Here is a 14,406-nt window from a genome sequence, read left to right as displayed (position 1 = left end):
AGCTGACTGGGGCATCTGCGGCGACCTGTTCAAGGTAGTACCGATGATGATCGAGACCATCAAGGCAGCACAGGCTGCTAAGTAATCTGTTTATACAGAAACAGATATAGATATTCGCAAAAATACAGGCAAAGACCTTTGCCGCCGGTTAAATTTTGTATTCAGACGAGAGACGTCCTCCGGATTTCCGGAGGACGTTTTTATTTTTTCGTTTGACTGTGCAGCCACGCCAAGGCATCATGCAGCGTGCCGACGGCATCGCACAAACCCATAGCGACAGCCTCCTGGGCGCCGAGAACCGTGCCGACATCGGTTGCCAGTGCACCGGTTTCCATCATGCGGCGGTTCAGTTCAGACTCCTCAACCGAGGAATTGTCCACGATAAAGCGCGTGATGCGCGTCTGAATTTGCCGGAAATATTCATAGGTTTGCGGCGCGCCGATGACTGTCCCGCTGATACGAACAGGGTGCAGCATCATGGAGGCAGACGGCGCAATCAGTGTGCGCTGTGCCGCGACGGCAAGCGGAATGCCAATGGAATGCCCGCCGCCGAGCACAAGCGAAATTGTCGGCTTGTGCATTCCCGCAATCAATTCGGCAATGGCAAGACCGGCTTCTACATCGCCGCCTGCCGTGTTGAGCAAAATGAGCAGCCCGTCAATATCCGGCGTTTCCTCAATGGCGGCGAGCTGCGGCAAAACGTGTTCATATTTTGTGGTTTTTGTCGCTTCCGGTGCTTCTTGATGGCCCTCAATGGTTCCGATAATGGTGATGCAGTGAATGCTTCCGTGGGAGGAATGCGTTGTGACAGAGCCGGTGTCCGCTTCGGTCTGCTGTTTTTGATCTTTGGTGTCAGCCATATGCAAAAAACCTCTTGTGTTTGTAAAATTTTATCATATATCGCATTGACAAAAGATATTTATACGAATAGTTATCCACATTTCCACAGAGTTATCCACAGAAGCATGTGAAAATCGGTGGATAACCTTGTGCATTTGTGGATAAGGGGCAGGTCATACACAAAATATCGGGGATATCCTGAGACAATGCCCGACAGATTCTCTGTGCAGGACGGCAGTTTTCCGTATTTTCTATTTGTCAAAATGACAGTGTACGCTTTGTAATCAAAATTTTCTTCACTTTTTGTGATAATTTGACGCGAAATATCCGACTGTAATCATCAGACGTATGTAGTTTTCCCGCATCTCAGAAAGTTATGCACAGGCTTGACTTCTGATATCCGGTACGCTATCATAAAATAAGAAAATCCAGTAAAATGAACAGGAGGTCATCTCATGGAGCCGAAAAAATTATATCGAATTGAACAGGGAAAAATGCTGTTCGGCGTTTGCAATGGCATTGCCGCCTATCTCAACATGGATGTGACAATTATTCGCCTGCTTGCGGTGGCACTCGCCGTATGCAGCGGCGCGGGAATCGTTCTGTACATTCTGGCAGCCATCATTATGCCGGTGCGGGAATATTAACAATTATCCGGAACAAATTCGCTGCAAGCTCTTGTCACTCGCGGACGGATTTGCTACAATACTATATAGTATATCATTTGAAAACGGTTGCGGATGTGCGCAAAGCGCGGCATATCCGTTGACAACAAACGCGGAAATTCCGCAGAGAAAAAGGAGAAGTTAACTCTCATGACAAATCCTATTGTCACCATTGAAATGGAAGATGGCGGCGAAATTCAGATCGAGCTGTACGCCGAGACTGCGCCGAACACGGTACGTAATTTTGTAAGTCTGGTATCCAAGGGCTTTTACAACGGAACGACGTTCCATCGCGTTATCCCTGGCTTTATGATTCAGGGCGGCGATCCGGAAGGCAACGGCATGGGCGGCCCGGGCTACACCATTGCAGGTGAGTTCGCAATGAACGGCTTCCACAATGATTTGAAGCACACCCGCGGCGTTCTGTCCATGGCTCGCGCAATGGACCCGAATTCTGCCGGTTCTCAGTTCTTTATTATGGTAGAAGATGCACCGCATTTGGACAATCAGTATGCAGCCTTCGGCCGCGTGATCACCGGTATGGATGTTTGTGACCGCATCGTAGCAACGCGCACAAACTTCCGTGATATGCCGCTCAAGCCGCAGGTTATGAAGAGCGTAACCGTCGAGACCTTTGGCGAAAGCTTTGATGAGCCGGAGAAGGTTTGATCGGACTGTTTCTGACAAGCTGAAGACCGCGCTCCGTGCGCGGTCTTTTTCAGTGGGACACAAGGAAGATTACGATAATGGAGGTCAGAACTTTTGGCAGACATCAGTATCAAAGGACTGAATCAGTTTTTTGGAGAAAATCAAATTTTGCACGACATCACGTTTGATATTTTTCCGGGAGAAAAAGTAGCAATTGTAGGCCCAAACGGCGCGGGAAAAACCACACTGTTTCGCGTGATTACCGGCGAGCTGCCGTATGAGACCGGCACAATTTCGATTGCCAAAAATCGCACGGTCGGCGTCATCGACCAGATTCCGGTTTATGAGCCGGGCGACACCGTAGAGCAAATTTTGCGCTCTGCGTTTCATCGCATCGCGGAGGTGCGCCAGCGCATGACAGAGCTGGAAATGCAGATGGAGAAAAATGATGACTCGCAGATTCTCAAGCAGTACGGCGCGCTGCAGGCGGAATTTGAAGCGATGGGCGGCTATGCACTGGATTATGAAGTAGATAAGGTATGCAACGGTCTGGAAATTCCAAAGGAAATGCGGGCGCAGCCGTTTGATGTGCTGTCCGGCGGCGAAAAGACCCGCGTGAATCTGGCGCGTATTATTCTGGAGGATACGGACATTTTGCTGCTCGATGAGCCGACCAACCATCTGGATTTGGACGCCGTCGAGTGGCTGGGAAATTTCCTGTCTGAATATAAGGGAACCGTGGTTACGATTTCCCATGACCGCTATTTTCTCGACCAGTGCTGTGACCGCATCATTGAACTGTTTGAAGGCCATGCGGACTTTTATGCCGGTTCGTACAGCTACTATGCAGAGGAGCGCAAGCTGCGCTTTGCACAGCGCATGGCAGAGCATGAAAATCAGATGGAGGAGCTCAAGCGATTACAGGATCAATCGCGCAAGATGCACCAGTGGGGCACTGAGAAAATGCACAAGCGTGCGTTCTCCATTGATAAGCGCATCGCGCGCATGACAGTCGCAGACCGTCCGAAGCAGCAAAAAAAGATGTCCATGCAGTTTGGAGATCCGAACTATGAGACGGAAAATGTGCTCAAAGTGCGTGGCATCTGCAAGAGCTTTGACGGTCGGCAGGTCCTGCACGACGTCACGTTCAGCATAAAGAACGGTGAACGCGTGGCAATCTTGGGCGACAATGGCACCGGCAAAACGACACTGCTCAACATTATTTTGGGCTGTGAGGCGGCAGACAGCGGCACAATCAAAAAGGGCGAGGGACTTAAGCCCGCGTATTTGCCGCAGGTCGTTCATTTTGAGGATGAAAACCGCACGCTCGTAGATACCTTGATTTATGAAAAGAACGTCACGCCGCAGACTGCGCGCAATCGTCTGGGACGATTCCAGTTCTCCGGCGAAGATGCACTCAAGCCGGTATCCAAGCTGTCCGGCGGCGAAAAAAGCCGTCTGCGCTTGTGTGAACTGATGTACGATCCGCTCAATATGCTCGTGCTCGACGAGCCGACCAACCATCTGGATATTTTGTCCCGTGAGTGGATTGAGGAGGCCATTGAAGGCTTTACCGGCACGCTGTTGTTTGTATCGCATGACCGCTATTTTGTATCTCGGTTTGCCAATCGCATTATCGTCCTGATGGACGGCGAAATGATTGATTTTACCGGCAATTATGAACAGTATCTCGCCTTTCGTGAGCGCAAAGCCGCGGAAAAAGCAGCTGCTGTGGCGCCGAAGCCCAAAAAAGAAAAGCCCAAGCCAAAGGGCGGCACCAAGCAGTTGGAGAAGAAAATTGCCAAGCTGGAGCGCGAAATTTCTCAGTGTGAGGAACAGAGCACTGCATTGGATGAACAGATGGCTGCTGCGGCAAGCGATCCGGGCAAGCTGATGGAGCTTTCCAACCAGAAGGATGAAGTGGAAACCCAGCTGATGGAACTCATGGAGCAGTGGGAACAGCTGTCTGCGCAGTTGGAGGAGATGCAGGACGCATGAAACGATTCTATCGCACGCTGTGTCTGATCTGTCTGATTGCCACTGTGGGATGCATTCCGTGCGCTATGTTTATGACAACATGGCGGTTTGGTCTGTATTTCTTTGCGGTGTTATGCATTTGTACGGCACTGATGTGCAAGCTTCTTGCATGGCGCGATACACAAACCGGTGTCACACAGCGCATCAGCAAATGGCTCGTGCGCATCGGGCATGTGCTGTTTCTCGTTTGGCTGTGCTCGTTTGTCGGGATAGAGGGCATGATTGTGTCCGGTACACGGTCTGAGGTACAGCAGCCGATAGATGTCCTGTGTGTGCTCGGCGGCGGTCTGCGCGGCGACCAGCCGTCGCAGAATCTCAAAAATCGGCTGGTTGTGGCGATGGACGTCATGAAGCAGAATCCGGAGGCACAGGTCATCGTGTGCGGCGGACAGGGAGCCGACGAAGCGGAGCCCGAAGCGACGGTCATGCGCCGCTGGATGGTGCAGCACGGCGCAGATTCCAGCCGCATCGTACTGGAAGACCAGTCGCACAACACGGTACAAAACATAGAAAATGCCATGAAAATCTGTGAAGAGCGCAGCTGGGATACGCAGCATGTCACGGTTGTGTCGAGCAGCTTTCATTTGTTCCGCATTCGGCATATTATGCGGCATGTCGGTCTGACGCCGTCTGTGGTGTCTGCACCGGCGGGAGATCCGGCATCCGCTGTTTTGATGTACATCCGAGAGTATTTCTCCGTTGTCAAAATGATTGGCAGCGGATACTGGTAAACAAGAGACAGAGACGGACAGAAGGGGGCGTACCTATGATACGGTATACAGTTCCATGCAGCTTATATGCAACGGATAACGACCATTTCCAACTCGCAGAGATTCGGCTGTCAGCGACCGTGGCGCCGCAGTTTATTACCGGACTGCGCGCACTGCTGGGCGGTAAGATAGATGCATTGGAGCTGCACGACGTCAAGCATCGGGCACTGATTCGCGGAGAGGGAAAAGTGACGTATCCGCTATTGATTGGAGACCGCACCGCATATTTCTGCGAAGAAAACTTGTTTGAGATGGAAAATTTTGTGCTTGACCGCCTGTTCGGAAGAAAAAAAGCAAACCAATGTCTGTCCATTACCATCAACGGAGAAGCGGATTTGCAGATGAGCGTTGGGGTGTGGGTAAACGAATAGTAATCAAATAATTTATTTATACAATATAAAACAATATAAATTGTATAATAAAGAGAAATAATAACAAGGAGTTGAAATTCATGCTGGAAAAGCTGGAAGGGCTTGCCGATCGGTATGATGAGCTGGAAAACCAGCTTGCCAGCCCGAATTTATACGATGATCCGGAGCGGGCGGCGGCTCTGACAAAGGAACATCGAAATTTGCAGCCGATTCTCAAGACATACCGCGCATACCAGACTGCTTGTCAGGATGAGCAGGACGCAAAGGAACTGCTGGAGGAAGCGGGCGGCGATGCAGACATGCATGCGCTCGCGCAGGAGACCTTGGTATCCAGCCGCGAGCAAAAGGAGCAGCTGGAGCAGGAATTAAAGATTCTGCTTTTGCCAAAAGACGCGCGTGATGAGCGCAGTGTCATTATGGAAATTCGTGCGGGTGCGGGCGGCGAGGAGGCAGCGTTGTTTGCCGCATCGCTGTACCGCATGTATACCATGTATGCGGATACAAGAGGCTGGAAAACCGAACGCATCAGTGAATCTGAGACCGAATTGGGCGGCTTCCGAGAGATTACCTTCAGCATTGACGGCGAAGGCGCCTTTTCTCGTCTCAAGTACGAGAGCGGTGTGCACCGCGTACAGCGCGTGCCGGAGACCGAATCGCAGGGCCGTGTGCACACGTCTACCGTAACTGTTGCGGTGCTGCCGGAGGTGGATGACGTGGAGCTGACCATCGACCCGAAGGATCTGAAAATTGACACCTATCGTTCGTCGGGTGCGGGCGGACAGCATATCAATAAGACCTCGTCCGCCATTCGTATCACGCACTTGCCGACCGGTATGGTTGTCGAGTGTCAGGACGAGCGAAGCCAGTTCAAGAATCGAGACAAGGCAATGAAGGTACTGCGTTCCCGTCTGTTTGAAATCAAACAGCGCGAACAGGATGACGCGATTGCTGCGGAACGCCGCAGTCAGGTCGGTTCCGGTGACCGCTCGGAGCGCATTCGTACGTATAACTTTCCGGAAAACCGCGTGTCCGAGCACCGCATCAAGCTGACGCTGTATAAGCTGGACAATTTCCTCAACGGAAATCTGGATGAAGTGCTTGACGCGCTGATTACAACCGATCAGGCGGAGAAGCTGGCAAAGATGGAAAATTAAACAAATAGACAAAAATAATTAAAATTATACGAATAGAAATAAAAGAAGGTCAAATCATGCAAACCAAACTGCTGCGTCCGTCGGAAGAACCGGCGGCAATTGAAGAAGCCGGTGCGCTGCTTCGCGCCGGAGAAGTTGTGGGCATTCCCACAGAAACGGTATATGGCCTTGCGGCGGATGCGCTCAATCCGCAGGCAGTCAAGCGTATTTTCGAGGCGAAAGGACGCCCGCAGGACAATCCACTCATCGTGCACATTGCGGATCTCTCCATGGTGCGGGAGATTGCAACGGAGTTTCCGCCGGAAGCACAGAAGCTGGCAGATGCGTTTTGGCCTGGTCCGCTGACCATCATTCTGCCCAAACAGGATAAAATACCAATGGTAACATCTGGCGGATTAAATACAGTTGGTATTCGCTTTCCGGTGCATCCGATGGCACAGGCAATTATCCGCGCGGCAGGCGTTCCGCTGGCGGCTCCGTCTGCCAACATCTCCGGCAGACCGTCTACCACGACAGCGCAGCATGTCATGGAGGACTTGCACGGCAAGATTGCCGCTGTTGTAGATGGCGGTCCGTGCTCGGTCGGTGTGGAATCGACGGTCGTGTCACTGTGCGGCGAACGTCCGCGGCTGCTGCGTCCGGGCGGAATTTCGCTGGAACAGCTGCAATCGGTACTTGGCGAAGTGGATGTTGACCGTGCGTTGAAAGAAAAGATTGACGACAGCGAGAAAGTCTCTGCGCCGGGCATGAAATATCGCCATTATGCGCCCAAAGCACCGGTAACGGTTGTATTCGGCACGCCGGAAGCCAGCGCGCAGTACATCGCGCAAAGACTGGGACAGCATACCGGCGTTTTGTGCTTTGACGATTGTGCGCAGCTGTTTTGCGGAAAAGCGGTTGTGGAGACGTTTGGCCCGTCCGATGATGAAGCACAGCAGGCGCGGGAAGTGTTCGATGCGCTGCGCCGGTTTGATGATACGGACTGCACGGAAATTTTTGCCCAGTGCCCGCCGTCCCGCGGCATCGGCCTTGCGGTGGCAAACCGCATCAAAAAGGCGGCCGGTTTCCATGTGATCGACTTGACGGAGGAACAAGCATGAAAATTCTTGGTCTGACCGGCGGCTCCGGCACAGGAAAAAGCGCTGCCTGTACGGCATTTGCGCGGCTGGGATGCGGCGTCATTGATGCGGACGCAACCTATCGAACGCTGTGCGATACCTGCGAGCCCATGCTGAAAGAAATACAAAATGTATTTGGAGATGTATTTTCTACAGACGGGAAATTAGACCGCAAAAAGCTCGGCGCCATCGTTTTTGCCGATGCGCAGAAGCTGCAGCAGCTCAACGCGATTACCCATCCGTATATTCGGCAGGCCGCCCGCGATGCATTCGCCGCGTATAGCAAACGGGGATGCTTGCTGTGCATCTATGATGCACCGGTATTGTTTGAAGGTCAGATGGAGACGCTCTGCGATAAGACGTGTGCGGTGCTCGCGGCGCGCAATACGCGCATTGCGCGCATTGTGGCGCGGGATGCGATTACGGAGGAGTATGCGGCGCTGCGCATTGACGCGCAGAAAGACGATGCATTTTACCGCGAAAGATGCGATTATGTCGTACAAAATGATGCAGACTTGGACACACTGTATACACAGGTGCGCAAGATCTATGAAGATATGGTGCGCAAATAAACGCATCGGTGCAGAAAGGATGAAAGTTTCATGGAAAACACCCTATTTTATGACAAAAAGACCGGCTGGGATCGCATGAGCGATGCCGAGCAGGCTGCCATGATGGAGTACGCGGAAGGATATAAGGCGTTTTTGGACGAAGCCAAGACCGAGCGTGACGCGGTTCGCCGCCTGCAGGCTATGGCAGAGGCAAACGGCTTTGCGGCATATACCCGCGGCAAGGAAATCCATCCGGGAGAAAAATATTACAAAATAAATAGAAATAAAGCGATTATACTCTTTGTAGTCGGTTCGGACGGCATGCACAGCGGCATCAATCTGTCGGCTGCGCATTTGGACGCGCCGCGCATTGATATTCGCACGGTTCCGCTGTATGAAGACAACGGCATGGCGCTGTTTAAGACGCACTACTACGGCGGCATCAAAAAGTATCAGTGGACAACCATTCCGATGGAGCTGCGCGGCATCGTTTGCCGCATGACGGAAAACGGCGTGGAGTCCGTGGATGTTCGCATTGGCGATAAGCCGGGTGATCCGGTCTTTGTCATCACGGATCTGCTCATTCATCTGGCAACCGAACAGATGGGAAAGACCATGATGAAGGGCATCGAGGCGGAGAATATGAACGTGCTGGTCGGCTCGAAGCCGTCCAAGTCGGACATCGAGACCTCAGATAAAATCAAGCTGTGGGTGATGGAGTTCCTCAACAAGGAATACGGTATCACGGAGGAGGATTTCCTGTCCGCAGAGCTGACCTGCGTGCCGGCGTTCAAGGCCTCGGATGTCGGCTTTGACCGCTCGTTTATCGGCGCCTATGGCCACGATGACCGCGTGTGCTCGTATCCGGCGGCAACGGCGCTGTTGGATCTCAAAGAAACGCCGAAAAAGACGTCTATGGTCATTCTGGTCGACAAGGAAGAAATCGGTTCGGACGGTGTGACCGGTATGCAGTCGCACTTCTTTGACACGCTGGTGGCAGATTTGTGCCGTGCAGACGGCACGCTGTTTGAGGAGTGCATCGAGCGCTCTACCTGCCTGTCTGCGGACGTTTGCAATGCGTTTGACCCGAACTATCCGAATGTTTCCGAGCGCCGCAACGATGCGCGTGTCAACTGCGGCGTAGCACTGGTCAAGTATACCGGTGCGCGCGGCAAGTCCGGTTCTTCCGATGCAACCGCAGAGCTGATGGGAAAAATGCGCTATCAGTTCCATAAGAACCATGTCATTTGGCAGACCGGTCAGCTCGGCAAGGTCGATCAGGGCGGCGGCGGTACCGTTGCCATGTTTATGGCGAACCGCAATATTGACACGGTAGATTGCGGCGTGCCGGTGCTCAGCATGCACGCGCCGTTTGAAGTCATTGCAAAGCTGGATTTGTTTGCCGCTTACAATGCGTTCAAAGCGTTCTATCAGATGGAGCAGTAATCACAATTCGCAAAAAAATATGGCGCTGCCGCAGGCAGCGCCATATTGCGTTTATCTGACTTGAATTTGCTCTAAAACCTTGCCAATCGGTGCATCAATGGTCAATTGCGCGCCGGTGGAGCGCTGCGTCTGACCCTTGTTGATGACGACGAGATATTTGCCGCGGAAGTACTGAATCAAACCAGCGGCGGGATAGACGGCAAGCGACGTGCCGCCGATGATCAGCATATCCGCCTGCGCAATTGCCTGTACACTGTTCATCAGGCACTGCTCATCGAGCGACTCCTCATACAGCACAACATCCGGCTTGATGATGCCGCCGCAGGTGCATCGCGGAACACCGTGACAGGATTTCATGTACTGGGCATCATAGAATTTGCCGCAGTGCTGGCAATAATTTCGATGCACAGAGCCGTGCAGCTCGTAGACGTTCTTGCTGCCGGCAGCTTGATGCAGACCGTCTATGTTTTGCGTGACAACGGCGGTCAGCTTGCCTGCCTGCTCCAGCTCTGCGAGCTTTTTGTGTGCGGCGTTTGGCTTCGCGTCCAGCGCGAGCATCTTGTCCTGATAAAATCGGAAGAACTCCTCCGGCTGAGACTGGAAAAAGGAATGACTGAGGATGGTTTCCGGCGGAAATTTGTACTTCTGATGATATAAGCCGTCAACGCTGCGGAAATCCGGAATGCCGCTTTCCGTCGAGACACCGGCGCCGCCGAAAAAAACAAGTTTCTTGGATTCGTCAATCATGTGCTGCAACGTTTGAATTTGCTGTTCCAATGCCATGGTACTGCCTCCTTGTTTTGTGTGTTACCGCACCAAAGTTGTGGTGTTTGCTTTTCGCTCGTGAATGACCGGCTGTGCTGCCGGATAGCCGATGGCAGCGGATGCATTGACGATGTGACTTTCCGGCACACCGTATTCCGTCAGCAGGGCGCGCACAGCGGGCACATCGCAGACGTCACGCACCTGATTGATCCAGCAGGTGCCGAGACCGAGAGAGGTCGCTGTCAGCAGCACATTTTCCATTGCCGCGCCGGCATCGAGAAAGCTGTTGCGGTTGTCGCGTTCGCCGGATACGATGAGAAAGGCAGCCGGTGCGAAAAAGTTGTAGCCGGCAGGCCGATTGTCCGCCTCTCTGACGGCGGCGGCAAGCGCCTGAATTTTTTCCGTGTTTGCGAGCAGCGTAAAATGCCAGCTCTGTTCATTGCGGCCGGACGGTGCCCAGACAGCAGCGGTCAGCAAATCCTGTAGCTTTTCCGGTTCCACAGGCTGCTCCGTAAAGCTGCGGCACGAGTGTCTGTCCAAAATATTCTGTAATACGGGATTCATATCATCATCTCCTTCTGCCTTTAGTATAATGCAGGGGAGAAACGGTTGCAAGTTTTTCTGCTTTGCACAGATTTCATCAACAGCCTGTGGATAACTTAGAGGATAAACTGTATGTGCATTTGATTTTGACAACAAAAAAAGCAGCATTTCCAAAGAAATGCTGCTTTTGGTGGCCCATCGGGGGTTCGAACCCCGGACCCTCTGCTTAAAAGGCAGATGCTCTACCTACTGAGCTAATGGACCGGACTGGCAGGGGCGGCAGGAGTTGAACCTGCGATACTAGAGTCAAAGTCTGGTGCCTTAACCACTTGGCCACGCCCCCGTATGCAGGCAATCAGCTGAAAGCCCCCGATAAAAAATGTTCTTCACAACGGCGCGCATCGTGAAGAATGAAAAAATGGGGTGAGTGAAGGGAGTCGAACCCTCGGCCTCCAGAGCCACAATCTGGCGCTCTAACCAACTGAGCTACACCCACCATATAGATTTTGAAACGCACATTCGGACTCAATTAGAATGGTACGCCAGGAGGGATTCGAACCCCCGGCCTACTGCTTAGAAGGCAGTTGCTCTATCCAACTGAGCTACTGGCGCATACAGAATCGTCTGTGCCTGCATGTGTGGTATGGAGCGGGTGATGGGAATCGAACCCACGTGTTCAGCTTGGAAGGCTGACATTCTACCATTGAACTACACCCGCAGGCTTTTCACAATGCTCACTTAGTATACCAATCCAAACGGGAATTGTCAAGCGTTTTTTGCAAAAAACTTTTGTTTTTTTCTAAAATTTCGCAGAATACACATTGAACATCGTGACAGCTAGCACACACACAAACAGCGCGATGAGCAGACCGCAGAAAATATTGAGCTGTTTTTGCACAGCGGCAATCTGCTCTTTGTCGCCGGTCTTTTTTACCGCCTCCTGCTTGCGCAGCAGCGCCATCGTCGGAATGAGAAGAACGATGAGAACGGCGATAATAATGAGTCTCCAAGTCATGGGGACACCTCCTACATATATCCCTCCGTCATGGCTGTACCATGGCGGAGGGGATCATAGAATCAAATTGTCTGAACAAGTATCTTGCCGTCTGCAGCAGAGACATGGGCACCGCTGAGCGGGTGTTCCCATGCGGCAATGATGCGGTTGGCGAGTTCGTCCTCGACCTGCTTTTCAATGGCGCGGCGCAGATTGCGGGCGCCAAATTTGACGGAGAACGAGTCCTCTATCAGGTAATCGACGAGGGAATCGTCCCAAGTCAGGCGGATATTGTTCTCGGCCAGCGTATCGCGCAGCTGCCCCAGCATAATCGCCGCGATGCCGCGGAAATCCTCCTTGGTGAGGTGGGAGAACGAAATAATATCATCGATGCGGTTGAGGAACTCCGGACGCATGATTTCCTCCAAAGCCTTGACGGCGCGCGCCTCGTCCTGTTCGGAGACCGTCTTGCCAAAGCCGACAGAGCCGCCGGAGCGGTCGGAACCGGCATTGGAGGTCATGATGATGATGGCGTTTTCAAACGATACTGTGCGGCCCTGTGCATCCGTGATGCGGCCGTCATCCAGCACCTGAAGCAGGATGTTGAGTACATCCGGATGTGCTTTTTCAATTTCGTCAAACAACACCACCGAGTACGGGCGACGGCGCAGCTTTTCGGTCAGCTGACCTGCCTCGTCGAATCCGACATATCCCGGAGGAGAACCGATCAGACGGGAAACCGTGTGCTTTTCCATGTATTCCGACATGTCGAGACGAATCAGCGCCTCCGGCGTGTCGAACAGATCCTCTGCCAGTGCCTTGACCAGCTCGGTTTTTCCGACACCGGTCGGACCGACAAACAGGAAGGAAACCGGCTTGTGCTTCGGGCTGATGCCAGCGCGGGAGCGGCGAACCGCATGAGCCACTGCGGAGACTGCCTTTTCCTGACCGACAACGCGGCGGTGCAGGCGTTCTTCCAGACCGATGAGACGAGAAAATTCCTGTTCACATACCTTGGATGCCGGAACACCGGTCCAAAGCTCGATGACGGAGGCCAAGTGCTCGGCGGTCAGCTCTGGAACCGGAATCTTGCGCAGCTCCGTGAGCTTGTTCTCCGTCTGCAGCTCCAGACTCTTCAGCTCTGCCATCTGCTCATAGACCTCATTGTTCTGCGGCAGCTGCAGCAAATCATCCTGCTTGCGGTGAATGTCTTCCAGCTTGTCGCCCAGCTCCGGAATCTCTGCCGTTGCCGGACTGTCCAGATTCAGGCGGGAGCAGGCTTCATCAATCAAATCAATGGCCTTGTCCGGCAGGAAACGATCCGTGATATAGCGCTCGGACAGTGCCGCCGCCTGATGGCAGATTTCATCGGAAATGTGTACGCCGTGGAAGGTTTCATAATATCCGCGCACGCCCTTGAGGATTTCCGCGGTATCCGTGATGGACGGCTCCGCAATGGTCACCGGCTGGAAACGGCGCTCCAAGGCGGCGTCTTTCTCGATATATTTGCGGTATTCTGCGAAGGTTGTCGCGCCGATGACCTGAATTTCACCGCGGGACAAAGCCGGCTTGAGGATGTTTGCGGCGTTCATAGAACCCTCTGCGTCGCCTGCGCCGACAATGTTGTGCACCTCGTCAATGACAAGAATGATATTGCCGAGAGACTTGATTTCATTGATGAGTCCCTTCATACGGCCTTCAAACTGGCCGCGGAACTGTGTGCCCGCGACGAGGGAAGTCAAATCCAGCAGATGCACTTCCTTGTTTTTGAGCTTGTACGGAACATCGCCCTTGGCAATGCGAATGGCAAGACCTTCTGCGACAGCGGTTTTGCCGACGCCCGGCTCACCAATCAGACACGGATTGTTTTTCTGACGGCGGTTCAAAATCTGAATGACGCGTTCGGTCTCGCTGTCTCTGCCAATGATTGCATCGAGCTGTCCTTCGCGGGCGCGATACGTCAAATCGGTGCAGTATGCAGACAGATTTTTGCGTTTTTTTGCCTCTTTTTTCTTGCGGCGCGCGTCATCCTCGCGGACATCTGTGCCGGATTCCTCGCGCGGTGCTTCCGTGTTGTCGTTGCCGGAGAACATCTTGTCAAGGAACGGGAACGTATGTGTGCCGCCAAAGTCAAACGAATCATCCTGACCGTCTGCGTCGTCCTCGTCCGGATCGATTTCCTCGTCCTCTGCATCGTCATTTTCGGTGTTCATGAGCGAATGCATGTTGGTCATTTCGTCGGTGATCTGATCCAGATCGTCCTCTGTAATGCCCATCTGGCGCATCAAGCCGTCAATCGGCTTCAGCCCCAGTTCCTTGGCGCATTTCAGGCAGTAGCCCTCGTTGGAGGTGCTGCCCTCTTCCATTTTAGAGATAAACACCACCGCCACGTTTTTGTGGCAGCGGGAGCATAAAGGCATATGCATAGGGGTAATTTCCTTTCTACTCTTGCGAAGTATGTATTCGTTGTGAAATAGAGCGGAGCAGGAGAGGCCTGCTCCGTC

14 protein-coding genes and 5 tRNA genes are annotated in these 14,406 nt (G+C 52.9%); 9 read left to right on the top strand and 10 right to left on the bottom strand.

Translation table 11 applies throughout. From position 1 onward, the window contains the following. Positions 1 to 200 precede the first annotated feature (200 nt). Positions 201 to 860: a ClpP family protease gene (locus KQI75_RS06520; protein ID WP_216469905.1), complete on the bottom strand. Its 660-nt coding sequence runs from the start codon at positions 858 to 860 to the stop codon at positions 201 to 203. 435 nt (positions 861 to 1,295) lie between these two features. Between KQI75_RS06520 and KQI75_RS06515 the strand changes: the two genes are divergently transcribed. The 9 genes from KQI75_RS06515 to KQI75_RS06475 all read left to right on the top strand — a co-directional run bounded on the left by KQI75_RS06515 (position 1,296) and on the right by KQI75_RS06475 (position 9,600). Continuing rightward, positions 1,296 to 1,487, top strand: coding sequence for a PspC domain-containing protein (locus tag KQI75_RS06515; protein ID WP_216469904.1), 192 nt, complete (start codon positions 1,296 to 1,298; stop codon positions 1,485 to 1,487). A gap of 168 nt (positions 1,488 to 1,655) precedes the next feature. Further along, positions 1,656 to 2,174, top strand: coding sequence for a peptidylprolyl isomerase (locus KQI75_RS06510; protein WP_216469903.1), 519 nt, complete (start codon positions 1,656 to 1,658; stop codon positions 2,172 to 2,174). 93 nt (positions 2,175 to 2,267) lie between these two features. Beyond that, on the top strand, positions 2,268 to 4,151 hold the full coding sequence (gene abc-f / locus KQI75_RS06505) for a ribosomal protection-like ABC-F family protein (RefSeq protein ID WP_216469902.1): 1,884 nt from the start codon (positions 2,268 to 2,270) through the stop codon (positions 4,149 to 4,151). After that, the gene (locus KQI75_RS06500) at positions 4,148 to 4,921 is read left to right on the top strand and encodes a YdcF family protein (protein WP_216469901.1); all 774 of its coding nucleotides are present in this window, start codon (positions 4,148 to 4,150) and stop codon (positions 4,919 to 4,921) included. The genes abc-f and KQI75_RS06500 overlap by 4 nt, the downstream gene beginning before the upstream one ends. 35 nt (positions 4,922 to 4,956) lie before the next feature. Continuing rightward, entirely contained in the window at positions 4,957 to 5,331 is a 375-nt protein-coding gene (locus KQI75_RS06495) for a hypothetical protein (RefSeq protein WP_216469900.1), read from the top strand. 80 nt (positions 5,332 to 5,411) lie between these two features. Further along, complete coding sequence (prfA, locus tag KQI75_RS06490) at positions 5,412 to 6,485, top strand: peptide chain release factor 1 (protein WP_216469899.1); 1,074 nt, start codon at positions 5,412 to 5,414, stop codon at positions 6,483 to 6,485. A gap of 56 nt (positions 6,486 to 6,541) precedes the next feature. Further along, entirely contained in the window at positions 6,542 to 7,585 is a 1,044-nt protein-coding gene (locus KQI75_RS06485) for an L-threonylcarbamoyladenylate synthase (RefSeq protein ID WP_216469898.1), read from the top strand. Then, on the top strand, positions 7,582 to 8,175 hold the full coding sequence (gene coaE, locus KQI75_RS06480; RefSeq protein ID WP_216469897.1) for a dephospho-CoA kinase: 594 nt from the start codon (positions 7,582 to 7,584) through the stop codon (positions 8,173 to 8,175). Before KQI75_RS06485 ends, coaE begins: the two co-directional genes overlap by 4 nt. Before the next feature lie 30 nt (positions 8,176 to 8,205). Continuing rightward, positions 8,206 to 9,600 (top strand): aminopeptidase, encoded by a 1,395-nt coding sequence (locus tag KQI75_RS06475; RefSeq protein ID WP_216469896.1) that lies wholly within the window; start codon positions 8,206 to 8,208, stop codon positions 9,598 to 9,600. A 51-nt stretch (positions 9,601 to 9,651) separates the two neighbouring features. Here the strand turns inward: KQI75_RS06475 and KQI75_RS06470 are convergent, their stop codons facing one another. The 9 genes from KQI75_RS06470 to KQI75_RS06430 form a co-directional block, all read right to left on the bottom strand. Next, on the bottom strand, positions 9,652 to 10,383 hold the full coding sequence (locus KQI75_RS06470; RefSeq protein ID WP_216469895.1) for an NAD-dependent protein deacylase: 732 nt from the start codon (positions 10,381 to 10,383) through the stop codon (positions 9,652 to 9,654). Between the two features lie 24 nt (positions 10,384 to 10,407). Next, on the bottom strand, positions 10,408 to 10,929 hold the full coding sequence (locus KQI75_RS06465; protein ID WP_216469894.1) for a nitroreductase family protein: 522 nt from the start codon (positions 10,927 to 10,929) through the stop codon (positions 10,408 to 10,410). Positions 10,930 to 11,096: 167 nt separating this feature from the next. Then, positions 11,097 to 11,172, bottom strand: a tRNA-Lys gene (locus KQI75_RS06460). A gap of 4 nt (positions 11,173 to 11,176) precedes the next feature. After that, positions 11,177 to 11,251, bottom strand: a tRNA-Gln gene (locus KQI75_RS06455). Positions 11,252 to 11,327: 76 nt separating this feature from the next. Beyond that, positions 11,328 to 11,404 (bottom strand) — tRNA-His (locus tag KQI75_RS06450). Between the two features lie 39 nt (positions 11,405 to 11,443). Further along, positions 11,444 to 11,520: transfer RNA gene (locus tag KQI75_RS06445), tRNA-Arg, on the bottom strand. 32 nt (positions 11,521 to 11,552) lie between these two features. Next, positions 11,553 to 11,626: transfer RNA gene (locus KQI75_RS06440), tRNA-Gly, on the bottom strand. Between the two features lie 81 nt (positions 11,627 to 11,707). Then, on the bottom strand, positions 11,708 to 11,923 hold the full coding sequence (locus KQI75_RS06435) for a hypothetical protein (RefSeq protein ID WP_216469893.1): 216 nt from the start codon (positions 11,921 to 11,923) through the stop codon (positions 11,708 to 11,710). A gap of 62 nt (positions 11,924 to 11,985) precedes the next feature. Beyond that, positions 11,986 to 14,328, bottom strand: coding sequence for an ATP-dependent Clp protease ATP-binding subunit (locus KQI75_RS06430; RefSeq protein WP_216469892.1), 2,343 nt, complete (start codon positions 14,326 to 14,328; stop codon positions 11,986 to 11,988). Positions 14,329 to 14,406 lie beyond the last annotated feature (78 nt).

The organism is Butyricicoccus intestinisimiae (assembly GCF_018918345.1).
Classification (GTDB): domain Bacteria; phylum Bacillota; class Clostridia; order Oscillospirales; family Butyricicoccaceae; genus Butyricicoccus_A; species Butyricicoccus_A intestinisimiae.
Note: the sequence above shows the minus strand (reverse complement) of the source record. Positions and strands in the feature narration are given on the sequence as shown.